This is a genomic window from Paraglaciecola hydrolytica (genome assembly GCF_001565895.1).
In the GTDB taxonomy this organism is placed as follows: domain Bacteria; phylum Pseudomonadota; class Gammaproteobacteria; order Enterobacterales; family Alteromonadaceae; genus Paraglaciecola; species Paraglaciecola hydrolytica.
Genome location: NZ_LSNE01000003.1, coordinates 2653 through 26406 on the forward strand (window position 1 = coordinate 2653; position 23754 = coordinate 26406).

Sequence of the window (23754 nt, forward strand, 5' to 3'; positions counted from 1 at the left end):
TTAGCGACTCAACCTCTGGACTTAAATGACTCTTTCAAGTCTGTCCCGAAGCGAGGAGGCGCATTATAGAGAAGCCTTCATCACTTGCAACACCTTTTTTAAAGTTATTGTTTAAGTGCTGGTTTATTCGCCAAAGCGTGCGTAAAACACCTCAATTGGCCTTATTAAGCAGCCTACATACGTCCTCAACTTTTATAGTGTTGGCGATTTATCGATAAGTAAGTAACATAGGCATGGCAATTCTTATTATAAATATAACTTTTTAGGTACTCTTAAATATGAACTCATCGTTACTCACCAACATTATTTGTGTTTTGATCTTAGCCGTAGTGGGCTATTTCCTTTTTGATACAGTTAACCCTGCCATGTCTTCAGCAATGGCCGTCGCTCTTGGTGTTATTCTGGGCGGCTTATTGAGTATTGTCCTTTCATCCAAAGCAAACGGCGTCAGCAGCTCTACCACATCACAAACAACTGACCTTAGTACTTTATATGTAGGTAATCTTCCTTATAGAGCAAATGAGCAATCCGTTCAGGAACATTTCGAAAAATATGGCGCAGTTAATTCAGTGCGATTAATGAAAGACCGTCGCACAGGAAAGCGCAAAGGTTATGGCTTTGTTGAGATGGATGCCAAAGGCGCTGATAAAGCTATTAAAAACCTGAATGACTCTGTCTTTCAAGAAAGAACACTTAAAGTTCGCTTAGCTAAAGATAAAGTTGAAGAAGAAGAGCAATAAGCTCGACATTGGATTATTACCGAACACAAAAACGCCTGCTAATTTGCAGGCGTTTTTTTATGCTTAATAGAATGTCTATTGTTATTCAGCCTTAAAAGTCAAAGGCAGATTATCGAGTAGTTTCTGATTAAATGAATGAAAGCGATTGATAGCATGAATAAGATCTGGGGTGTGCACTTCGCCCATACGGTTAATCAGTTCATTGATCATGTTTTCAAACTCTTTACCATCTTGTAACTTCAATCTGCTTTCTTCAACAACCCCCAGCATCTTATCCAAATAATGGGCTACAGGTTTTACAGCCTTAGCGGGTTCATTGCTGGTATTTTCTTGGTCATAGTGAGACACCGTTTCATAGGCTTTAATAACCTGAGTATTTTCAACTTTGGTTAATTGAAGAGCAAAACTAGTCAGCTCCTGATCATCAAAGCCCAATTTCAATGCTTGTTTGTAAGCGGTTTCGATGTCGCCGTTAAAAAACTCATCTGCCAAATCATTGGCATCTGCCACTAATTTACCTATGGCTTTCAATTCATCTTCATCCAGTTCACCGCTCACACTGAAACTCAACGCATTACTTTCGTAATAAATACTATTTTGAGTAGCAAGGGCTTGAGGTTTAACCTCTTGTTTACGTTCATCCTGAGCAACAGACTGAGCTGCTTGAGTCGTATCTGTATTTGCCTCTGCTTGGTCATTTTCAGAAGTAGCACTATTAACCAGTGTAGGCTGTGGCTTTTCTTTGGTTTCAACCTGCTCTTTATCTTTTTCAGCGGATTCAGCGGACGCATTTTGTTTTTGCAACATTAACTGTTGAGTTAATTCAAAACGGCGAAAATCCTCAAAAGACAAACTGACTTCATCACCGTCTTTAGTTTTAATCAATAACTGTCCAGATTGTTGCTGAGAAACGCTAATCTGCGTGGTACTTACAACTGACTCTGAATTTAAGGTTTCTTGATTATCTTGTTTGCCAAAGATTTGTTGTTTGAGTTTCTCAATGCCTTCGTCAATTAGCTTTTTACTGCTATCGATACCGTTTCTGATTTCATCGTTCATAAAACCAGCCAAATCTTTTTCGGCTAACTTAATACCTTTAAGCACACCTGAAGTCGCTTGCTCAAACAATTTATTTAACTCGGCTTCATCTGCCCCCTTGGCTTTTGCATTTTTCAATGCTCCACCAACAAAATTCAGCACATTCTTAGCGACTTCTTCGAAATCAAATGCTGGTGTCGCTGGTTTGGCTGACTTGCCCACAGAAAAATCCGGTTTGCGGTTGTTAATTTCCAAGGTGGAATGCAATGAGTTTGCATACACTCTCACCCCAAAAGTTGAACTAGAGCTAAATTGGTCTGCTTTTAGCTGCGTTTGTTTAGCCTGAAAACTGGCTGCTTGTTGGAGTCCTGACTCACGCATTTGGTTCTGGATACTACCTTCATTACCTAAATGCGGTGGTTTTTCTCCTAAAAATGCTTTTAGTTGATTAATGTTCATCTGATATACCTCACTCGCCTCATTAGTAATTATCGACCAAGTTCGTACAATATTTAGGCTAAGCATGATAAAAAACTTAATACTGCCAGCCTTGCAGTATCAACTGAAACCTTATACCGTGCGCATTTTTACCGTGATGAACATGAGATAGACGATGCGCCAGACTGATATAAACGCTAAAGATTACCCCAATCAACTACAAAATAAGGTTGAATTTCTTAGTCAATATTTCGCGGCGTTTGCGATGCCAACACTTGATGTATACGCCTCTGAGCCACTTCATTACCGCATGCGTGCCGAATTTAGAGTTTGGCATGAAGGTGATAACTTATATCACATTATGTTCGATCAAGAGACTAAACAAAAATATCAGGTCGAAGCCTTCCCGCCAGCTAGTCAATTGATCAATCAGGTTATGGCAGACTTAATTCATTTGTTAAAAAATAATGAGATTGCGCGCCGTAAACTCTTTCAGATTGATTATTTAAGCAGTCTAAGTGGCGAAATAGTGGTGTCTTTGCTCTACCACAAAACCCTTGATGAGAATTGGACTGCTGAAATGCAAAGCATCCTAACTGAGTTAAGGAAACAATATAAGATTGATCTCATCGGGCGTGCGAAGAACCAAAAAATCGTCTTAGATAAGGATTTTTTGCTGGAATCACTTACGATCAAAGGCCGCGACTATCAGTTCAAGCATATTGAAAATAGCTTTACCCAGCCAAATGCCAGGGTCAACATCAAGATGATTGAGTGGGCAATTGATGCAACGAAGGATTGTCACGGGGATCTATTAGAACTGTATTGTGGTTTGGGTAACTTTACCCTACCTATGGCACAAAATTTCAAGCGTGTTTTAGCCACGGAGATCGCCAAATCTTCAGTCGCAGCGGCTCAATTTAATATTGCAACCAACCACATTGATAATGTAACTATTCTGCGGATGTCTAGTGAAGAGTTTGTAGAAGCGCAACAGCAGAAACGTCAATTTAGACGACTCGAAGGTATTAATCTCAGTGAATATGACTGCCAGACAATATTGGTTGATCCACCACGGTCAGGGCTAGACGACGAAACCCTGCATATGGTTAAAGAGTATGCAAACATCGTTTATATCTCATGCAATCCTGAAACACTTAAGGACAACCTAGTAACACTTAGTCTCACTCATGAGGTAAGTAGGTTTGCGCTGTTCGATCAATTCCCTTACACCCACCATAGCGAGTGTGGTGTATTTTTGCGTAAAAAACCTTAATCAACTGTGGTACGCAGCGCGCCATTGGCAATAAAACGTAACTGAAGTTTTAATCTGCCAGCGAGAATTTTTTTTTGTTCAACGCTAGCATCTAAACCCTCAGCACCAGCGCTAAAAACCAACTTGACCATAGCTTCAGCTTGTAAATTGGCCACCTTAGGTGAAAGCCCGGTGGTCGCCATAGTGTAATCAGTTAATTCAACATTAAAGTGCTGAATTTCCCTTAGCACAGCAGCCCTGAAAGCCAGTGATGTGCCAGTGTGTTCACGTAGCAATAATCTGAACACGTTACTGTTGTCACTGATAAATTCCATAAAGGTATCGACTGAGGTATTAATCACCCCGCCACCAGAAGCAATGCGTAAACGAGCCTGACGCATTAATTGCCTAAGCGCCAAACCCGCCTCATCAACGAGTGTTAAACCCAATTCATCAATATCTTTAAAATGCCGATAAAATGAAGTCGGCGCAATGCCAGCTTCTCTGGCAACTTCGCGCAAGCTGATACTGGATAAACTACGTTGGTCATCCAATAATGAAAATGCTGCATCAATGATGCTTCGGCGCGTACGTAACTTCTGTAATTGACGACTCAAAATTCAACTAACCTTAATTTTTAGCAAGTAGTTTAACCTGAAAATCTCTGGCGACACAGTTAGCTTTTTCATTGTTTCAAACAGAAAATCCTTGCCTAAGTTTCGCACTGCCGCTAAATTAGCGTACAGTTGTAAGCTGAATAAATTCTCTAATGAAAAAACCCCGTCTACTTTTTATCAATATTTCCATATTTGTGATCACAGGGTTGATTGCGTTGTTTGCTGTACCTTATGAGGCCTTGTTAAATGGATTTGATGCTATCGAAATAGCGGCTTGTATTGGTCTAATATATTTCTCAGGTATGTCGATTACCGCTGGTTATCACAGACTTTGGTCACATAAAACCTATGATGCCAACCCTGTTGTCAAAGTCATCCTAGCCATTGGTGGCGCAATGGCTTTGCAAAATAGCATACTTCACTGGTCAGCCGATCATCGTATCCATCATAAACACGTCGATGATAACGACTCTGATCCCTATTCAGCCAACAAAGGTTTTTGGTATTCGCATATTGGTTGGATGTTAAGAGAGTATCAAGCACATCGTTATGGCGATTACAGCAATTGTCGAGATCTGCAAAAAGACAAAGTAGTCATGTGGCAACATAATCACTATTTGTCCATTATGCTCAGTGCCAATTTTGGAATTCCTTTGTTATTTGGTTGGCTAAATGGCGATATCTGGGGGATGTTACTATTAGCAGGGGTATTCAGATTAGTGGTAGTTCACCACGTTACTTTTTTTATTAATTCACTTGCCCATATCTGGGGACGCCAGCCTTATACGGATAAAAACAGCGCGCGAGATAATGATATTCTGGCATTTTTTACCTTTGGAGAGGGTTACCATAATTTCCATCATATTTTTGAATATGACTATAGAAACGGTATTCGTTGGTGGCAATTTGATCCAACTAAGTGGTTAATTAGTGGCTTGTCTTACATTGGCCTTACAAAAAACTTACGTCGCTGCCCCGAAGAGCGTATTGAAAAAGCACGCTTTAATATGCAATTGCAACGTTCAAAAATACAAATTGCGTCCTTAGCAAATGCTGAAGAAGTACTGCAAAAATTACAGACCGAATATGAATTGCTAATGCAAAGAATGACTGATTATTACGCAACCAAAAAACGCTTAATGGAGCTTAAAAAACAAGATTTAAAACGTAGTTATGAAAAACTTGAAGTACATCATAAGTATAAAGAGTTAAAACTTAATTTAGCACTACAAAAAGAAAAGTGGCTGAAACTAAACCAGCTTGTCTACCTGCCTGTACTTGCTGACGAATAAAATGCACAACAAAAAAGCGCTTAAAGCGCTTTTTTGTTGTTCAAGATATCTAATATACGATGTGATGGGACAGTACTTTTAACGTGTAACATTTAAAAATGTAGTGCGTGTTCAAGACGGTTATTTATCTTGCTGATTTTCCAAAAAGACCACAAGTTGCTCAAAAGGCATGGGCTTAGCAAATAAATAACCTTGTGCTTCATCACAGCCCAATTTAAGCATGTAACTGGCTTGCTCTCGTTTTTCTACACCTTCAGCAATAGTCGATAACCCTAACTTGTTACCCAAAGTAACTATCGTTTCTGCGATAAAAGCAGATTTACCTGGGGTGATCTCGTTGACAAAAGAACGATCAACTTTCAGTCGGTCTAGAGGAAGTTGTTGCAGATAACTCATAGAAGAAAATCCGGTTCCAAAGTCATCAATAGCGACCTTCACGCCAAACTCTTTTAGCTCATGCAGTGCTTCAACCACTATCTGAGGTTCATCCATTACAATACTTTCGGTTATCTCCAACTCTATTCTGGCAGGTTTTATACCTTGTTCTGTGATCACGCTTTTAACGATGTTTATAAACTCAGGATCCCTGAATTGAGGCATCGAAATATTGACTGCCATTCTTAATTCGGTAAAGCCAAGCGCACTTAACACGCCTAATTGTCGACAGGACTCTTCCAACACCCAAGCTCCGATGTCAATAATCAAACCAGAATATTCAGCTAATGGGATAAATACATCAGGAGAGATAAAACCGCCGTTTGATGTGGGCCAACGCAACAGGGCCTCCATACCAACAACACGTTCTGTGACTAAATCGACCTGCGGCTGATACCAAAGTTGTAACTTGCGTTCAGAGAAATCGAGACCTAACTGACGGATCATATCTAAGCGCCAGGTTGTCTGTTCTTCCATTTCTGGTTCGTAGTACTCAAAATTGGTATTCAGATTTTTTTTGGCTTTGTTAAGGGCAATATTGGTTTGTTTAAGAATGTTAATACCGCTTTGAATTTTACTAGTCAGCCTAGCCAAACCAAACGAAGCGCCTAAATGTAAAGAATGTTCACCCGCCTTAAAAGGGCTAACAAACAATTCTTGGATCGTTTGCGGGTTAATAAAAAATTCGGGGCCAATTAAACCAAACACGTCCGAGCCAATACGCCCAAGTTTAACTTTATCTTTAAACGTTAACTCTAGTCTAGAGGCCACAGATAATAACAGGCTGTTACCCACATCTTGACCTAGTCCATCATTAATATCGGCAAAATGGCTAATATCGATTAAGGCTACCACTATATCTGAAGTAGTGAGTTTATTACTCCCTACTTCATCCAGCATGTTAATAAACTCACTGCGGTTGGGTAACTTGGTCAACCAATCTTTAAAAGCAGCTGTGCGCAACTGATGGAATAAATTGACGTTTTCATAACCAACTGACACGCTCGATAAAAAAACTTCCAATAGCTGTCTATCTATAGGACTTATTTCTTTACCAATTTGTAAATACACTGCGGCTTCGTAACCTGAGCTATTGAGATACAAAACTGAAAAATCTTGTTCAAATATATGCTGCTTTAATAACAAACAACGATTTACAAAACTGACTATTTTAACATTATGTAAATTTTCCAATTTTTCGTTAATGTAGCTGGCAAACTCTCCTGCGGCACCAAGGATATACACGCCATCGTCGTCTCGATCTAACACTGAGCCTGCACGTGCACACACTACCCCGCCAGCATCTAAACCAATTAAAGAGCTTATTTGGGTTACCACGCCTTCACAGAAATTTTTGACTGAGTGTTCTTCCATCAAATTAGCTGCAGATATAATAATCTTCTGCAAACCTAGACGGCTTTGATTAATTGAAAGTATTTGTTGATAGGAGCGTAGTGAAGCAATGATAGTAGTAACAAGTTTACTGCGAGTTAATTCGGTTTTCGTTTTATAGTCATTAATATCGTAGTCTTTGATGACTTGTTCTTCTGGGGCGTATCCTGGTTGGCCGGTACGTAAGATAATTCTGGGTTCATCTAACTTCAACTCGGTACGCATGGCTCTGGCCACTTTAAGCCCAGCATCATCGGTTTCCATCACCACATCTAATAAAATAATGGCAAGGCTAGAGCCCATTTCAGCAATCATTTTTAAGGCTTCAGCGCCCGAATAGGCATGAAAAAATTTTAAGCCTTTATCATTAACTATCAAATCGGATAAGGCTAAACGTGTGACAGAGTGGATTTCCTCATCGTCATCAACAACCAATATATTCCAAAAACCACTGGCAACTTTGGTTTCTGCGCCTTTTTCTTCCGATAAGAAAATTAATTCATCATTTTCATAATTACTGGGACACATTTAATTACTGAAGACTCCGATTCATAATACCTATTTTCCGACACTTTCTGCCTAATACCAATCCAGCATAGAAACAAAAAGTCATCTACAAAACACCGCGGTAATTTCATAGTTAATGATATTACCCCAAATAAATTCTTTTGGCTTCAAGCAATTAATGACGCAATATACAACTCAATAAATGTAACGCAATTTCACTTTAACGCAATGCCCATGAAAATCCAAAGCGCTATTTTACCTCAAGTAAACGTTGAGCTTAAATCTGACTCAAGTGCCTCTGAAAAGATTAGTACTAAGAATGTCAAACAAGCAGAAAAGTTAACTAAATTTGCTGGCAAAGAGCGCGTAGCAAAATGGTTTGCTCAGGCAGGGGTTTACCCTAGTTTTGCTAAACGTCCTAGCCAAACCTTAGATGAAAAAATCTTAGCTAAAAACACCTTAAAAGAAAGGCGCAAGTTTGCCAATCTCGAACGCATATTAGGCAAAGCCTTAGATTTTTGTCTCGAAGAAACCCAAGGAGATGACATTGATCCCGATTGGTTTTTCAGTTTTCTAAATATGGCAGAGGATGTTTATTCCGCACAAATGCAAGAAGTGTGGGGCAAAATTTTTGCAGTTGAGAGTAGCCAACCAGGCAGTTTTTCGCTTAAAACACTACAAACACTCAAACAGTTAACTCAGAAAGACGCTTTGATTTTTCGTCAGGCCGTGAACTTAGCCAGTAAACGTAAGGGTGAAAGTGCGCCTAAAATTTTACTGGGCTATTATCGTAAAAAATCAATCTGGTCTTTTTTAAGGCCGGGGGCGGAACACCAACTCAATCTTGCTCACTTTACTTTGAGCTACCCAGATTTACTGGCTTTGATGGACTTGGGTTTAATCCATCATAGTGAAATTGAATCGGGGGAATTAGCCCTTGAACAGCTAACAGAATGGCGGGTTGCAGGGCATTCAATTAGTTTTGTGCCCAAACATCGTGGATTAACTTTGGTCTATTTTAAGTTTACGACCACGGGTGCCGAGCTGAGTAAATTGGTGACCAGTCAAAAACAAGATGCCTATGTTAATGCGCTTAAACAAACCTTGGCTCATGCCTTTGAAATGAGCTAACAGAAAAACGGTTAGCTTGTTAGATACCATCACCAAATTCATGTAAACCACACTCGCGTTTCATACCAAAGAATCGGGTATCTTGTTCGTTCATGCCTTCTTCCAACGAACGAGTAGTGTGCCAATCGCCAATGGATACATACCCTTTTTCCCATAAAGGATGGTAGGGCAAGTCATGCTCTTTGAGGTAATAATGAATATCTTTATTACTCCAATCGATAATCGGATAAATTTTGTATTGGTTTTTCAACTGCTGCACAACAGGTAAAGTTTCACGCATGTCAGACTGACTTCGGCGCAAACCAGCAAACCAAGATTTGGCTGATAGCTCTTGTAGCGCTTTTTGCATTGGCTGCACTTTATTTAAGTTGTTGTATTGCTCCATGCCATCTAAACCTTGTTCCCACAGTTTACCCATACGAGCCTCTTGCCATGCAGGAGACATATCTGCGCTGAAAACTTTGAGGTTTAGATTCAGACGACTGGTTAACTCATCAATAAATTGGTAGGTTTCCGGAAACAAATAACCAGTATCCGTTAATACCACTGGGATATCCGGATACTGACGAGTGAGCATGTGCAACATCACCGCAGCCTGTGCACCAAAACTGGATGACAAGATAAAGTTGGCGGGTAAATGTTCCAACGCCCAGCTTATCCGCTGCTCGGCGCTAGCCAATTCCAAGCGTTGATTCACCTCAGCCAGCGACTCTTGCCCATTAATCGCGGGCAAGACTGGTTTAAGTGCGTCACTCAGCACAGAATTTTGTGCCTTAGGCATAAAAATCCTTAGCAGAATCAACTACCGGAGCAATAATTTCTGCTCTGATTACATAGTCACCAAAAGCCTCATTAGCTAAGCGTTCTTGTGACCAGCGGCCAATCAAAACATCCAATTCGTCCATGATTTGTTGTTCGCTAATATTCTCCAAATACATTTTTGGAATACGTGTACCGTTGCGATTACCACCTAAATGGAAGTTGTATTTACCTGGACCTTTGCCCACTAAACCCACTTCGGCCAACATGGCACGGCCACAACCATTCGGACAGCCAGTAACACGAAATATAATGCTGTCATCCGCTAAACCGTGTTTAGCTAACAATCCTTCTATCTGCGTCACAGCATCAGGCAAATAACGTTCTGCTTCTGCCATCGCTAAAGGACAAGTAGGCAAAGCTACACAAGCCATAGAATCTTTGCGCTGGGCGCTCACATCATCAGCCATCAAACCATGTTGACGTGCAAGTTGCTCGATCGTCTCTTTTAGCTCAGCGGGTACACCTGCAACGATTAAGTTTTGGTTAGCGGTTAAACGAAAATCACCAGGGTGAATTTTTGCTATCTCGGCACAACCCGTTTTTAAGGTTTTACCGGGATAATCAAGAATACGGCCATTTTCAATAAACAGCGTTAAATGGTATTTACCATCAACTCCTGCAACCCAACCAATGCGGTCACCGCGCTCGGTAAATTCATAAGGACGGCTAGCGGTAAATTGCACACCAGCACGCTTTTCAACTTCAGTCTTGAAGTTTTCAACGCCAACCCGTTCTAGGGTATATTTGGTTTTGGCATTTTTACGAGCGACTCTATTACCCCAGTCACGTTGGGTGGTAACCACAGCTTCGGCTATCGCTAAAGTATGCTCTAAGGGGATAAAACCAAAATCGTCAGCTTTACGCGGGTAGGTTTCTTTATCACCATGAGTCATGGCCAAGCCACCACCCACTAGTACGTTAAAACCAACAAGCTTGCCATCATGAGCAATTGCCACAAAATTCAAGTCATTAGCATGTACGTCCACGTCATTTTGCGGCGGGATCACAACAGTCGTTTTAAATTTACGCGGTAAATAGGTGCTACCTAAAATAGGTTCATGATCCGTGGTTTCTAACTTTTCGCCATCCAGCCAAATTTCAGCATAGGCTCGCGTTTTAGGCAGCAAATGTTCACTGATCTTTTTGGCCCATTCATAGGCTTCTTGATGAACTATTGACTCAACCGGATTAGAAGTACACAAGACATTACGATTTACATCACCCGCTGTTGCAATGGCATCAATGCCTACTTGATTAAGGGTTTGATGCATCAGTTTAATATGTGGCTTTAATACCCCATGAAACTGAAATGTTTGACGTGTAGTCAGGCGGATACTGCCATATAGGCTTTTTTCTTCAGCAAATTTGTCAATCGCTAACCACTGCGCCGTACTAATAATGCCACCCGGTAAACGGGCACGTAACATCACATTTTGTAGGGGCTCAAGTTTTTGCTTGGCACGCTCAGCACGCAAGTCACGATCATCCTGCTGATACATGCCATGAAAACGAATTAGCTGAAAGTTATCACCCACAAAGGCGCCCGTTAAGTCGTCTTGCAGATCTTGCGCTATGGTGCCACGTAAAAAATTACTTTGGGTTTTTAAACGTTCGTTGTCGGCTAATTTGCCTTGTACGATAAATTTAGTGTTGTCAGTCGTCATTAGTAAACGTCCTTCTGATAGCGTTTTGCACGTCTTAAATCAGTTAAATAAAGTTCTGCCTGTTCAGCCGTTTTACCACCAAACTCAACCACAACATGAATAAGAGCATCATGTACATCTTTTGCCATGTGGTTTGCATCACCACAAATATACAAATGTGCACCTTTTTCGAGCCATTGATACAGCTCTGCACCCTGTTCTTTGATGCGGTGTTGCACGTAGACTTTCTGTTCTTGATCACGAGAAAATGCCAAGCTGACTTTAGTTAATACACCCTCTTTAACAAAACGTTGCCATTCAGTTTGATATAAAAAATCTTGGGTATAATTTGGATTACCAAAAAACAGCCAGTTTTTACCTTCTGCTTCATCGGCTTGACGCTGTTGCATAAAGGCTCTGAAAGGCGCTATACCAGTGCCAGGGCCAATCATGATCACATCGGTATTAGGATCATCGGGCAATCTGAAATTATCATTGTGTTCAACAAACACACCTAGTTCGCCACCGGCTTCCAAACGCGCAGCCAAATAACTGGAAGCTCCGCCTTGGCGTAGGTTTCCTTCGTTATCGTATTGCAATAACGCCACAGTTAAGTGCACTTCGTCTTCTACTTCATCCTGAGATGAGGCAATGGAATACAAACGTGGGGTAATTTTGCGTAAACAATCTAGCAATTGCTGAGCGGTAACATGAGCCGGATATTCTCTGACGATATCCACTATCTGACGAGAAGCCAGATAAGTGCGCAAGGCTTCTTTGTCTGTTGCCAAATCAATTAGCTGTTTGTTTTGGGTAAAGGCACTATATGCACTAATAAAAGTTGGATAACTTTGGGTTAACTCAAACTGATTAATTAGCGCATCACGCACCGTATACTTTGCACCCGCAAGCTCAACCGTAGCTGATGGCTGAATTGATAATAACTGTAACAATTCATCAACTAAAGCCGCATCATTTTTAAACCATACCCCTAAAGCATCACCCGGTCGGTACTGAATTCCCGAACCTTCTAATGAGATCTCGATATGACGGATATCTTTAACCGAATCACGGCCAGTAATTTTTTGGCTTTCAAGTAAGGACGCACTAAAAGGGTTCTTTTTGTTATAAACACTTGCCTTATTACTGGCCTGAGCACGCGCATTGCTTGTGACAGCGGGAGTCGCCGATTGCTGTAATAGCTCGTCACTGATTTTAGCGATAACTGCGCCAAACCATGCCTGACAGGCATCATCGTAATCCACATCGCAATCAACCCTGTCAATAATACGTTTAGCACCTAAGTCGGCCAAACGTTGATCAAAGTCTTTACCTGTCTGACAGAAAAACTCGTAACTGCTGTCACCTAAACCTAAAACAGAAAATTTCAGATCAGGTAATTTTACGGCTTTTTTACTGGCTAAAAATTCATGTAATTCAACAGCATCATCCGGCGCATCACCTTCACCATGAGTACTGGCGATCACCACCAAATGGGTTTCCGCTTTTAATTGCTTGGCTTTGTAGTCAGCCATATTCGACAGCGTGACAGGAATATTTTTAGCTTCGAGCAGGGCTTTAAACTCAGCCGCTACGGACTTAGCATTGCCGGTTTGTGAACCATATAAAATAGTTAACTTTTTATCATTGGCAACGCTGCTCTGGACAGCTTGCACACTCTGACCTGATTGAGCAAGCCCTGCCAAATAACCGCTTAACCAGTTTAATTGTTGAGAACTTAAGGTAGAGCTAAGCTGATTGACAAGTGCCCATTGGCTGTCGTTCAACGCGACCATCATGTTTGAATTTTGTTGTGCTGCTATAGACATAAATCACTAACCGTTATTAATACCTTAGTAGATTAGCGATTTAAGCCCATAACCGGAAAGAATAAAAACTGATTTTTTATTACTTAAAAGCCTGAAACATTAAAAGTGTAGTTCTAAACCAGCAAAAGCACCTTTAAATTCTAAATTAGAATAGATCCCATCCAGATCATCCAGATCAACTTCAACTGAGCGGTAACCCAACTGGAAGGTCATATCGATGGCGAGGTTTTCCATCAAACTATAGGTCAATGCGGCCTGATAATCGGTCAACGTTTGGTCATCAAAACTTAAAAAACTACCTTCAATATAAAAACCTAAACCTGTGGTCGGAATACCTATCGCTACTCTTGAATAAACCATAGGCACCACCCCAGAAAACTCCTCGCGACCACTTGTGCTGGGGTCTTCGCTATCAATAACAAATAACTCGCCATCCAAATATTTGGCATTGATACCCACATCAAAACTTATAAGATCATTATCAAATAGTTCGTAATACAAAATCGCATCTGTGCTGGTGAGTTTGATATCAGTCAGTGCGGTACTGTTGGCCGTAAATAATTCGTCGCCAAAGGTAAAACTGGTCGTCAAAGATACTTTTCCGTCGGTATCCATGCCTGTTCTTTGCACTTTCAAATTAGGCACAAGCGGAATGGGATGCTCAAATGCCACATAAAAACTACCTTGCGTTTTATCTTCGAAGTTAAACGCAATGTTGGTGCCGTCATCCGAAAAGCCACCAATGGTTTCCATATTCCAGCCTTGAGCGCCAGCATATAGTCCCAATAATGTATCAGCCTGAGCTGAAACACAGCCAAGTAAACTAACCATGCCAATAGATAGTGCGTATTTTTTCATAGTATCAACCTTGATTTAATAATTCTGATAGCTCAATAAGAGCCGCATTTGCCCGCGATATATAGTTTGCCATGACCAAAGAATGATTAGCCAACAGTCCAAAACCACTGCCATTAAGAATAAACGGACTCCAGATAGGTTCCTGCGTCGCTTCTAGTTCACGCACAATTTGTTGCAAACTGATACGTGCATTCTTTTTCTCTAATACATCGGCAAAATCGGCTTCAACGGCTTTAAGAAAATGTAATAGAGCCCAACTAGCACCCCGCGCTTCATAAAAATTGTTATCTAATTGCCACCAACTAGTTTTATCCACTAAGTGACGTGCAGTAGGAGTAGATTGGCTAGCCTGTGCATCACCGGCCAAGCTGGTATCTAAACGATCTTGTCCAACACTGGCACTGAGCCTTTGTGACAAACTGCCTAAACGTTTTTCGACTTGCTTGAGCCAATCACGTAAGTTATCGGCTCGGGCGTAAAACTGTCCTTGATTCTGCTGGATGTCAGATAAAGTGGTGCGATACAAATATAAATAATCAATGCCTTCTTGATAACGGGATTCAGCAGATGGCAATAACCAATCCAAATGGTTATTATTAAATAAGGGCTGAGCTTTGGTTAAATTTGGATTTTCTAAGGATTGTGACTGTGAACGGCTCAAATCTTTACGCATGGCCAAGGACAAATCCCGCGTCATTTCTAATACGCCAAACTCCCAACTAGGCATATCATCCATCAATACACTGGGTGGTAATACGTCATTAGATAAGTATCCACCGGATTTATTTAACAAAGATTCACTGACCGCGATTAAGGTTGTTGTCATGGTATAACCAGGTACGACTTTTTCATTGCGTAATTGAGCTTGTTGAGCCGCTAACTCTCTAGGCTCAAATAATTCAGGCTCAACACTCCAAAACAAAGACACTATCCATAAGAGTAGGAAAAAAGCAGCCAGGTAAGTTGCGATCCATTTGGGGCTCAAAAATCGTTGCATAATATTCCCCTTAAATTGAAATATACGTTATTACGGCCTAACCACTATAGCATCAAATGACACCTGCAAACCTGCCTTAGTGCTCAGATTAAAGTTAACACTTTGCCCCTCAACCAATGGTTTTTTTAAACCAAACACCATCAAGTGCAAACCACCCGGCACAAATTGAATACTCTGGCCGGCCGCTATTGTGAGTTCATTTTGACGTTCCATGTGCATACCATCATCGTCCATCACGTGTTTATGTATTTCTACGCTGCGGGCTATATCAGTACTTACTGCGGCGCTAATGATGATTTCAGCTATATCACCAGTATTTTCAAGTGCAAAATAAGCTGAAGAATTAGGAACGCCAGGAGGTAACAAACGTAAAGTGGCATCTTTTACCACTAACTCTGCGTGACAAGGCAAAAGAACAAAGGCGCAAAACAAGCTTATCCATTTAATCATTTCAATTCCATACAACTAGTTGTTTCAATTTAGAATTATTCAGTAATTCAGGATAATTTGCCAACTCTTAATTAGACTATTTTTAATCGCTAATTTTTTACTACTAATAAGTATTGTGGCGGCGTTTATCATCTTTATCTTTAACGAGATAATAAATTATAAAGGCAATCAGCAATACCGGCCAAAAGACACTCAGCCCTGCGATAAATAGTCCGACTAAGCCTGCACACAGTGCAAACAACAGAGCGCCAAACACACTGACAGCCACCGCAAACCCGACTATCACCAAGATAGCTACCACCACTGTAATTAGTAAAATAGTCATAAAAGGCTCTACCCATTGTTGGTCAATTTGCACACGCAGATCAAGCCACTGTGTCGCGATTGAACCAACACAAACGGTTAGCACTATCGCAATCAAAATGGCCAAAATCAGGTTCTTGATCATGATTTAACTCAGCGTGTAGGTAGCAGCAACACGGCCATAAAATAAGCCACGGCGGTCGCTACAGGTAACATAACTAAGCAAACCAAAGCAGCAACCCTGACTAACCAACGTGGTTGTTCCCAATGTTTAGCCAATCCAGCACATACACCTGAGATTTTGCTATTCAGGGTATCTCTGTGCAATCTGTTAACATCGAAGTACTGTCTCATTTTTTTATCCTCGAACATTTTAAAGTTTCAGCGCGTGGTAACTCAGCGTTACCACAGCCAGCATTATTTCTATACTAAACACTCACTAAGCCGCTTTTTTACGTAATTTGGCCAACTCTTGTTCAATTTTTTCTTCAGCTTCGAGTTGCACAAACTGGCTGCTCAGATTCTGTGATGAACGTAACAAATCAAAAGCATCAACTTGCGACTCTAAGTCGTCAATGCGGCGTTCATACTGTTCAAAACGATTGATTGCAGCGTCAATTTTCTCAGCACTGGTATTATTTTTAGCTTGTAAACGCACCGTAACTGAACGTTCTCTCACTACAAATGAATTTTGTTTAGCACGTGCCTCAGCTAACTTTTCTTGTAACTTAGCAGTATCAGTCTGTAAATTACTTAAAGACTCTTCAACGGTCACCAATTCAGCCTGAAAACCGCTAAGCTGTTGTTGACACGTATGTTTTTCTGCTAAGGCGGCTCTGGCAAGATCTTCGCGATTTTTATCCATTGCTAATGCAGCATTGGCCTGCCAGTTTTCAATTTGCTGTTGAGTCTTTTCTGTTTTACGTTGCAAGCGCTTTTTTTCCGCTAAATGCGATGCCGCTACAGAGCGAAGTTCAACTAAGGTTTCATCCATTTCCTGCACTAATAATTTCAGCACTTTTGCCGGATCTTCTGCCTTATCTAAGATGGCATTAAGGTTGGCTTGTACTATGTCTGACATTCTTGACAACATTCCCATTTTGAATTCTCCAGTAAGATTAATAAGTATTCTAGCGGGGTAAATTTCACTAGTACTTTACTATTACAAATCCCATGCCAAACCATATAAATTGATTAAACCATTGTTTTTAAAGGACAATATCAATATTAAGTAATGATCGCTCAAGTTAGATAAAATAGAAATGGCCAATATAGCCACTTGTTTAGCGTTTTTGACTAAAAAATGAAAAAGGCGTTTTAAACTCAAATTGATCGTTGTTTATAGGGCGCTAAAACGAAGGCGTGTTGCAGTTTCTCTTTAGTCAGTGATGAAGCACTAGCTTTGCTGCACACATCCAGTTGCAATGGTTTTTACACAACACATAGGTTTAATCATCACGCAAAAATTGACGCTCGCAGGGCTGATAACAACAAAATGGGCTTGAAAATAAAATAGGGTTAAAACGAGGGAGATAAAAAAAGCAGGATTCAATCGCAAAGAAACGGTCAATACAACTTTTAGAGACCGTTTCGATAATTAACAGAGACAGACTGACGACTGCACATCGGCGTTTTGTGAACTAAGCCTATTAGGCTAAAGACCACTGCACCTAAGATGTATGCCAGTACTGGCGCTAGGGACAAATAAAGTAAGGGCATATGACTCATCATATTAATACTCCTTACTCTGCTTCGTTTTTATCGGCCTCAATTACTTTGATATCAGTAATGGTCACTTTCGCAATATAGGTCTTTTCTTCGTTAAAACTTAAAGAATTAGTCGCCGTTAATACCGCTGCTTGCACACTATACTGAACTTCTTGCGACGCTACTTGTACTGCTTGAGTCACTAAAGTTGTTACGTAGTCTTCAACAGACATTTCTTTTGCTTGTACGCCAGCAGCAAAAACTAAACTAGAAACTAAGGCTACTGCTGCGATTTTAGATTTAATGAACATGATATTTTCCTTTTGGGTTAAATTAAAAACTATCTTAAGCATTACTAGATAGTTATTGCTTAAGTCGCAATAACTATTGCGATAGTTGTGCCAAATTGGAAAAAATATGTATCACTATGTTTTTTAAGGATTTTTTATTTTATAACTGCATTTTAGCTGTGGTTGAATTACGTTCAAAAATACATTTTGGTTAAATTAACCATCTACTTAGTCAATTTAGCCAAACTGGACACTGAATAATTTAGTATTGTAAAAATGTCGCCGCTTTCTGCTGGGTTTCCAGTAATTGATCCAATGCATCAGTGAGTAACTCGGAGCCGACCCCTGTTTTTGTTCCTTGCTGACTTAAATAACGACGCCATATTCGGCCACCCGCCTGCCCCTGAAATAACCCTAACATGTGACGAGCAATATTCCATACCCGCGCCCCCTGAGCTATTTGTTGTTCGATATACGGCAGCATAGCCATTACCACTTCAACACGACTTTTTACTTGGTGGGCATCGCCATAAAAACGTTTGTCAACTTCAGCCAAAATATAGGGGTTGCTGTAGACTTCGCGGCCTATCATTACACCGTCTAAAAACTGTAAATGTAATGCTGCGTCATCGAGAGTCTTCACGCCGCCATTTAAACTAATGTGCAGGTGCGGAAATTGCTCTTTTAAATGATAAACACGGTCATACAACAGGGGTGGAATATCGCGGTTTTCTTTTGGGCTTAAACCTTTTAGCCAGGCTTTACGAGCATGTACGATAAAAGTATCACAACCACCATGTGCAACGGTTTCAATAAAACGGGTGAGATCTTCGTACTCATCCATTTCATCAATACCAATACGTGACTTAACGGTGACTGGAATATCCACTTCAGCTTGCATAGCTCTAATACACGTAGCGACGACTTGCGGCTCAGCCATTAAACACGCGCCAAAACGCCCATTTTGTACTCGGTCTGAAGGGCAACCTACATTAATATTGACTTCATCGTAGCCATATTCTTGGGCTTTGACCGCACACTTAGTCATGTCTGTAGGATCAGAACCACCTAATTGCAAAGCAACAGGGTGTTCTTCAGAATTAAAACTTAGATAGTCACCCTTACCAAAGATAATCGCCCCCGTGGTCACCATTTCGGTATATAACAGCGCGTGCTGGGAAATCTGGCGTAAAAAATACCGGCAATGTTTATCAGTCCAATCGAGCATTGGCGCAACAGAAATAGTGCGATTGATTGCTTTACTCATTTTTTGCCTCGCCAATGTAAAATTTAGGGCGCGCATTCTAGCTGATTTCGCCTGTCAGCACTAGAGAAGCTTATTTAGGCTAAAGAGATCCTATCAAAGCTAGTGATTCAGCCATCTGACTAACAAAATAAATCCTAAGTAAAAGTCACTAATAGTAGTTCGCTTGATTATTGAAACTATTGTAAAAATACTTTAGGCGCACATGATTGTTTATCGTTATTTTCACTCAATCAAACATTCACATTAATAATAACTGGTGATATAACAAGTACTAATACTTTATTGAGTGCGGCCATGCAGTTGCGGTTGCGGTTGCGAGCAATGTGAAATGAATTCACGATAAATATAAGCACAGGACATCATGACATTTTTCAAGGAACTTAAACGCCGTAATGTAGTAAAAGTCGCCAGTGTATATCTGGTCACCGCTTGGTTAGTGATTCAAATCATTTCCGTCATTTCCCCTTATCTACAATTACCCACTATGTTTGGCACTATTGTTACCGTGGTGCTAATGATAGGTTTTCCTATTGCTTGTATTTTTGCTTGGGCCTTTGAATTGACCCCAGAGGGAATTCGCCCCACCAGTGATGTCGAGCAAGGTACTTCCATCACCAAGCAAACCGGGCAAAAAATTAATCGTTTGTTGCTGAGTGTGGTGGCGTTACTGCTGGTTTATCTTGCGGTCGATAAATTTTGGTTATCTTCTGCTGCCACACCAGTAGTGCAGGAAGCTGAATTAGTTACTGCCCAAAACCAAACCAAAGTGCTGGCGGTATTGCCCTTTTTAAACTTGAGTAATGATCCCGAGCAAGACATCTTTGTTGATGGCCTGACCGAAGAGCTGCTTAATACACTGGTACGAATTCGTGATTTAAAAGTACTAGGGCGTACCACCAGTTTTGCCTATAAAAATGTGCAAAAAGATTTAACCGTGATTGCTGCAGAGCTCAAGGCCGATTATTTGATTGAAGGTAGCGTGCGCAAAAGTCAGGACAATTTACGCATAACCGTACAATTGATTGAGGCTCAATCAGGGGCGCACCTTTTCTCAGATACCTTTGATCGTAAACTCGAAGATGTGTTTGTATTGCAAGAAGAAGTCAGTGATCAAGTGGCCTCGGCGCTTAAACTTAAACTGATCCATCAGGATGACCGCTATGCAGCGGCTCTTGATAAGCTCGATTATAAAGCCGTTGAAAAGTTAGTTATCGCCCGTGCACTAGCAAACCGTAATACAACCGCTGACATTAATCAGGCCAAACTTATCTTAAATACTTTGCTTGAACAGTATCCTGATACATCAGCTATTTTGGGCTTAGCCGCCTACGTGGGGGTTGCTGATGTGTCTTACACTGAAAATGATGATGTAACTGATAAGCAGATTATTGACTTTGCCGAGCAAGCCTTAGTGCTCGACCCTTTAAACCGCGATGCCATTTTCACCTTGGCAGTATATTACGATGATTTTGCCCAATTGACTGACAAAGCCTTGCAACTTTACCAAAAGGCGATGCGGGCTTATCCCTATGATTCTGAATTTCAGATTTCGTATTTTATGGCTTTATCATTCCAATATACACCTTGCGAAGACCTTGCAACATTTGTGGATAGTATCGCCCCTTCAGCTATTGAGTTAGTCTACAAAAACCGCCTACAATATTTTGTGCTACGTTGTTTGTCACCTGCAGACGCGCAAGATTTTAAACAAAATGCCACAACAGAAGACGTATCTCGTTACGTCTCATACATAAACCCTGAGCTACGGTTATTGACCGCGCAACGCTTTTATCAAGACAACCCCAACCAACGCACCACTCATGGATATTTTTATTACTTAAACAAACTAGGCCTACACCAGCGCGCCCAAACGTTGTTAGACAATATCGATATGAGCAGTAAGGGATACTGGGCAACCTATAGTTACACCGCGGCTTATTTTAATGGTTTCCCTTTGCCCAACAAATCATTTGATGAGTTGTGGAATGCATTGGTACCTAATCAATATTTCAACATTTATTCAGAAGACGCCATGGTATTAATCGACATGGCGCAAAAGAGTGAACAGCTTGGTGAGCTAAATAGACGAGTCAAACAATTGATCCCACCTACGCCCTCAATTGAGCAATTAGATGTTACGGTCTCTTACATTAGCTTTTTGCGCAAATTGGGCAATACAAAACAAGCAAAAAAACTGGCCGAACAAGTATTACAACTGATAGCAGAATACAAATTAGCTCATCCTGCCTCTTATAATTTTTATCTAGACATGCCTGCATTTGAATTTGCCTTGTCGATTTATGCTGGGCAATTTGAGCAGGCACAAAGCTTATTGCAACAACTGCCAGAAGATTCTGGCATTGGTTTGTGGGGTCTGGAAGAGATGCGCTATGAGCTTAATGATATAAGCGACAAACCGGTTATTCAGGCACTGCTCAGTAAAATAGACAGCGAGCGTATGCGCTTACGCAAAAAGTATGAATTTGAGTAAGGCTTGAACGTTCGGGGTGTTAGAGCTCGAAAGCGCTGCTGAGCCAGTTAGAATTCTCGTTATTCAGCCAACTGATTGACAAAATAAATTCTAAGTAAATGTAACTGGTCATAACTCACTTGTTCATTCAAAGCATCATAAACAGGCCTCAAACGCTCGTGGGAATGTTCTGTAAATGCTGCTACCGCTAAATCAATCTCGCCTTGACTCAAACCTGATTGTTCTAATAGTTGTTTGGGTTTTGCAATCTTATGTCCATCCTGAACGTAACGGTATAAATGATTAAGGATAGTGCCGTCTTTTACCTTAAATTGTGCCGCCAAAGATGTAATAGATTGGCCTTGTTGATAAGCACTGACTATTTCCGCGCTACGACTATTAGAGTTGGTTGCACTGCTTTTACTTACGGTTGTTTTGCTGGCAGTTTGAGTATTGGCGACTTCCTGAATATCATTTTGCTGGCAGAACTCAATGATAAGTTCAAGGAAATGCTGACCATATTTATCTAACTTGGCTTGACCTACTCCATGTATACGCAACAGGCTTTCTTGAGAATGAGGGAAGTAATAAGCCATTTCGTTGAGGGTACGATCCGAGAAAATAGCGTAAGGAGGTAAGTTTGCTGCATCGGCTAACTGCTTGCGATCAGCTTTTAAGATGGCGACCAATTGCTGGTCACCAGGGTTAGGGAGCGCTTTAGAAGAGTGGCTACTTACAGCGACAGGTTGTTGCAACAACGCAAAAAATGGCACCTTACCTTTTAATACATCCGCGGCTTTTTGCGTGAGCTTTAACCCGCCAAATTGTTCTTCTTGATTGAGTAACCCTTTTTGGATTAGTTGCCGTGCCAACGCCATCCACTGCTTCTTATTATACTCATTGCCAATGTTGTAAGTTGACAATAAATTGTGTTGATTCTGAAGGACTTTTTCAGCATTTGAGCCGCGCAACACATCAATAATATGACTCGAACCAAAACGTTGACCGGTGCGATGCACGCAGGACAAGAACTTTTGCGCAGGCACAGTTAAATCAGATTTTTCTTGGCTTTCGCTAGTGCAATTGTCACAGTTTGCACAATTTTTTTTAGCTGATTTTTCACCAAAATATGCCAGCAATGGGGTTCGCCTGCAATCTTCGGCTTCAGCCAAAGCTAACATTTGATTAAGGTGTATATTAGCTAAACGCTTTTCTTGCTCGTTGCTCATCTGCTCAATAAAAAATCGAATTTTACCCGTGTCACCGTAACCAAATAACAGCAAACAATCGGCGTCTAAACCGTCACGGCCCGCACGACCTATTTGTTGGTAATAGCCTTCAATATTTTTTGGCAAATCGTAATGTAATACGTAACGTACATCAGGTTTATTAATGCCCATGCCAAAGGCAATAGTCGCCACTATGATATTGACGTCATCTCGGATAAAACGTTCTTGATAGTCACTACGTTTGAGACTACTCAATCCTGCATGGTAAGGTAGGGCTGAAAACCCATCCTGTTGTAACTTAGCTGTGAGTTCATCTACACCGGATCGGGATTGACAATAGATGATCCCCGACTGTTCTGGGTGTTGTTCAACAAACTTTTTACACTGCTGGTAAGGGTTTTCTTTAGGTACCACTGCAATAAACAAATTCGGGCGGTCAAAACTAGAAATGTATTCACTACTGTCAGCTATGTTGAGCTGGCGTTTAATGTCTTCTCGCACTCTTGGCGTAGCAGTCGCAGTTAATGCAATACAAACAGCCTTTGGAAAACACTCAACAAGCCTATTAAGCTGACGATATTCGGGACGAAAATCATGCCCCCACTCCGAAATACAATGAGCCTCGTCGATGGCGATACACGCCACATCACATTGCGTAAGCCGCTCTAGAATATTGTTTTGTAACGCAGTTTCTGGTGCCAGAAAAAGCAACTTTATTTGCTGCTGTTTGATGGCTTCTAAATTATCTTGATAATCACTATCCGATAGCGAACTATTTAACACGCATGCGGGAATAGCCAGTTCATTCAGTTGCCTGACTTGATCTTGCATCAGCGAAATAAGTGGCGATATAACAATGGTTAAACCATCAAATACTGTACCTGGGATCTGGTAACACAAAGATTTACCGCCACCCGTTGGCATAATCGCCAAGGTATTCTGTTTATTTAAAACGTTGCCGATAATTGCTTCTTGAGACGCTCGAAACTGATCAAAACCAAATACGCTTTTTAGAATAACAGTCGCTTGATTAATCACTTTATT

The 23754-nt window shown here is 40.8% G+C and carries 20 protein-coding genes; 5 read left to right on the top strand and 15 right to left on the bottom strand.

The features are described 5' to 3' along the window. Positions 1-278 precede the first annotated feature (278 nt). A complete protein-coding gene (locus AX660_RS02565; RefSeq protein WP_068372114.1) occupies positions 279-740 on the top strand; it encodes an RNA recognition motif domain-containing protein in 462 nt (153 codons plus the stop codon). Between the two features lie 81 nt (positions 741-821). On the opposite strand, the gene AX660_RS02570 is transcribed toward AX660_RS02565, so the two are convergent. Next, the gene (locus AX660_RS02570; protein WP_068372117.1) at positions 822-2237 is read right to left on the bottom strand and encodes a DUF5610 domain-containing protein; all 1416 of its coding nucleotides are present in this window, start codon (positions 2235-2237) and stop codon (positions 822-824) included. 154 nt (positions 2238-2391) lie between these two features. Between AX660_RS02570 and trmA the strand changes: the two genes are divergently transcribed. Next, positions 2392-3492, top strand: a complete 1101-nt coding sequence (trmA, locus tag AX660_RS02575) for a tRNA (uridine(54)-C5)-methyltransferase TrmA (protein WP_068372121.1) — start codon at positions 2392-2394, stop codon at positions 3490-3492. Here trmA and fabR read toward each other — a convergent pair. Next, a complete protein-coding gene (fabR, locus tag AX660_RS02580; RefSeq protein WP_068372124.1) occupies positions 3489-4088 on the bottom strand; it encodes an HTH-type transcriptional repressor FabR in 600 nt (199 codons plus the stop codon). The genes trmA and fabR overlap by 4 nt on opposite strands. Before the next feature lie 152 nt (positions 4089-4240). On the opposite strand from fabR, the gene AX660_RS02585 reads away from it, so the two are divergent. Then, entirely contained in the window at positions 4241-5380 is a 1140-nt protein-coding gene (locus AX660_RS02585) for an acyl-CoA desaturase (protein ID WP_068372126.1), read from the top strand. A gap of 120 nt (positions 5381-5500) precedes the next feature. Here AX660_RS02585 and AX660_RS02590 read toward each other — a convergent pair whose 3' ends face one another. Continuing rightward, entirely contained in the window at positions 5501-7735 is a 2235-nt protein-coding gene (locus AX660_RS02590; RefSeq protein WP_068372129.1) for a bifunctional diguanylate cyclase/phosphodiesterase, read from the bottom strand. Between the two features lie 213 nt (positions 7736-7948). Here AX660_RS02590 and AX660_RS02595 point away from each other — a divergent pair, with 213 nt between their 5' ends. After that, on the top strand, positions 7949-8845 hold the full coding sequence (locus AX660_RS02595; RefSeq protein WP_068372131.1) for a TIGR03899 family protein: 897 nt from the start codon (positions 7949-7951) through the stop codon (positions 8843-8845). A gap of 19 nt (positions 8846-8864) precedes the next feature. Here the strand turns inward: AX660_RS02595 and AX660_RS02600 are convergent, their stop codons facing one another. From AX660_RS02600 to dusA, 11 genes are all read right to left on the bottom strand, one after another. Then, positions 8865-9626, bottom strand: coding sequence for a phosphoadenylyl-sulfate reductase (locus tag AX660_RS02600; protein WP_068372134.1), 762 nt, complete (start codon positions 9624-9626; stop codon positions 8865-8867). After that, positions 9619-11331 carry an assimilatory sulfite reductase (NADPH) hemoprotein subunit gene (gene cysI / locus AX660_RS02605; RefSeq protein ID WP_068372137.1) on the bottom strand — a complete coding sequence of 571 codons (1713 nt, stop codon included), beginning with the start codon at positions 11329-11331 and terminating at the stop codon, positions 9619-9621. The genes AX660_RS02600 and cysI overlap by 8 nt, the downstream gene beginning before the upstream one ends. Continuing rightward, positions 11331-13139, bottom strand: a complete 1809-nt coding sequence (locus AX660_RS02610) for an assimilatory sulfite reductase (NADPH) flavoprotein subunit (protein WP_068372139.1) — start codon at positions 13137-13139, stop codon at positions 11331-11333. Before AX660_RS02610 ends, cysI begins: the two co-directional genes overlap by 1 nt. A gap of 99 nt (positions 13140-13238) precedes the next feature. After that, the gene (locus tag AX660_RS02615; protein WP_068372142.1) at positions 13239-13997 is read right to left on the bottom strand and encodes a TIGR04219 family outer membrane beta-barrel protein; all 759 of its coding nucleotides are present in this window, start codon (positions 13995-13997) and stop codon (positions 13239-13241) included. A 4-nt stretch (positions 13998-14001) separates the two neighbouring features. Continuing rightward, positions 14002-14994, bottom strand: coding sequence for a DUF2333 family protein (locus tag AX660_RS02620; RefSeq protein WP_068372145.1), 993 nt, complete (start codon positions 14992-14994; stop codon positions 14002-14004). Positions 14995-15024: 30 nt separating this feature from the next. Further along, entirely contained in the window at positions 15025-15444 is a 420-nt protein-coding gene (locus AX660_RS02625) for a copper chaperone PCu(A)C (protein WP_068372148.1), read from the bottom strand. A gap of 103 nt (positions 15445-15547) precedes the next feature. Next, positions 15548-15892 carry a hypothetical protein gene (locus AX660_RS02630; RefSeq protein ID WP_068372153.1) on the bottom strand — a complete coding sequence of 115 codons (345 nt, stop codon included), beginning with the start codon at positions 15890-15892 and terminating at the stop codon, positions 15548-15550. 8 nt (positions 15893-15900) lie between these two features. Continuing rightward, on the bottom strand, positions 15901-16101 hold the full coding sequence (locus tag AX660_RS02635) for a PspC domain-containing protein (RefSeq protein ID WP_068372158.1): 201 nt from the start codon (positions 16099-16101) through the stop codon (positions 15901-15903). Between the two features lie 85 nt (positions 16102-16186). Next, the gene (pspA, locus tag AX660_RS02640; RefSeq protein WP_068372160.1) at positions 16187-16846 is read right to left on the bottom strand and encodes a phage shock protein PspA; all 660 of its coding nucleotides are present in this window, start codon (positions 16844-16846) and stop codon (positions 16187-16189) included. A 643-nt stretch (positions 16847-17489) separates the two neighbouring features. Continuing rightward, positions 17490-17765 (bottom strand): hypothetical protein, encoded by a 276-nt coding sequence (locus AX660_RS02645; protein ID WP_068372163.1) that lies wholly within the window; start codon positions 17763-17765, stop codon positions 17490-17492. Positions 17766-18006: 241 nt separating this feature from the next. Further along, positions 18007-19011 (bottom strand): tRNA dihydrouridine(20/20a) synthase DusA, encoded by a 1005-nt coding sequence (gene dusA, locus AX660_RS02650; protein ID WP_068372165.1) that lies wholly within the window; start codon positions 19009-19011, stop codon positions 18007-18009. Between the two features lie 361 nt (positions 19012-19372). Between dusA and AX660_RS02655 the strand changes: the two genes are divergently transcribed. Next, complete coding sequence (locus AX660_RS02655; protein ID WP_068372168.1) at positions 19373-21502, top strand: hypothetical protein; 2130 nt, start codon at positions 19373-19375, stop codon at positions 21500-21502. 59 nt (positions 21503-21561) lie between these two features. Here AX660_RS02655 and recQ read toward each other — a convergent pair whose 3' ends face one another. Continuing rightward, on the bottom strand, positions 21562-23748 hold the full coding sequence (recQ, locus tag AX660_RS02660; protein ID WP_068372171.1) for a DNA helicase RecQ: 2187 nt from the start codon (positions 23746-23748) through the stop codon (positions 21562-21564). Positions 23749-23754 lie beyond the last annotated feature (6 nt).

Coding starts and splice junctions, on each gene's coding strand:
- AX660_RS02565 (WP_068372114.1), top strand. CDS start 279: ATGAACTCATCGTTACTCACCAACATTATTTGTGTTTTGATCTTAGCC.
- AX660_RS02570 (WP_068372117.1), bottom strand. CDS start 2,237: ATGAACATTAATCAACTAAAAGCATTTTTAGGAGAAAAACCACCGCAT.
- trmA (WP_068372121.1), top strand. CDS start 2,392: ATGCGCCAGACTGATATAAACGCTAAAGATTACCCCAATCAACTACAA.
- AX660_RS02585 (WP_068372126.1), top strand. CDS start 4,241: ATGAAAAAACCCCGTCTACTTTTTATCAATATTTCCATATTTGTGATC.
- AX660_RS02590 (WP_068372129.1), bottom strand. CDS start 7,735: ATGTGTCCCAGTAATTATGAAAATGATGAATTAATTTTCTTATCGGAA.
- AX660_RS02595 (WP_068372131.1), top strand. CDS start 7,949: ATGAAAATCCAAAGCGCTATTTTACCTCAAGTAAACGTTGAGCTTAAA.
- AX660_RS02600 (WP_068372134.1), bottom strand. CDS start 9,626: ATGCCTAAGGCACAAAATTCTGTGCTGAGTGACGCACTTAAACCAGTC.
- cysI (WP_068372137.1), bottom strand. CDS start 11,331: ATGACGACTGACAACACTAAATTTATCGTACAAGGCAAATTAGCCGAC.
- AX660_RS02610 (WP_068372139.1), bottom strand. CDS start 13,139: ATGTCTATAGCAGCACAACAAAATTCAAACATGATGGTCGCGTTGAAC.
- AX660_RS02615 (WP_068372142.1), bottom strand. CDS start 13,997: ATGAAAAAATACGCACTATCTATTGGCATGGTTAGTTTACTTGGCTGT.
- AX660_RS02620 (WP_068372145.1), bottom strand. CDS start 14,994: ATGCAACGATTTTTGAGCCCCAAATGGATCGCAACTTACCTGGCTGCT.
- AX660_RS02625 (WP_068372148.1), bottom strand. CDS start 15,444: ATGATTAAATGGATAAGCTTGTTTTGCGCCTTTGTTCTTTTGCCTTGT.
- AX660_RS02630 (WP_068372153.1), bottom strand. CDS start 15,892: ATGATCAAGAACCTGATTTTGGCCATTTTGATTGCGATAGTGCTAACC.
- AX660_RS02635 (WP_068372158.1), bottom strand. CDS start 16,101: ATGAGACAGTACTTCGATGTTAACAGATTGCACAGAGATACCCTGAAT.
- pspA (WP_068372160.1), bottom strand. CDS start 16,846: ATGGGAATGTTGTCAAGAATGTCAGACATAGTACAAGCCAACCTTAAT.
- AX660_RS02645 (WP_068372163.1), bottom strand. CDS start 17,765: ATGTTCATTAAATCTAAAATCGCAGCAGTAGCCTTAGTTTCTAGTTTA.
- dusA (WP_068372165.1), bottom strand. CDS start 19,011: ATGAGTAAAGCAATCAATCGCACTATTTCTGTTGCGCCAATGCTCGAT.
- AX660_RS02655 (WP_068372168.1), top strand. CDS start 19,373: ATGACATTTTTCAAGGAACTTAAACGCCGTAATGTAGTAAAAGTCGCC.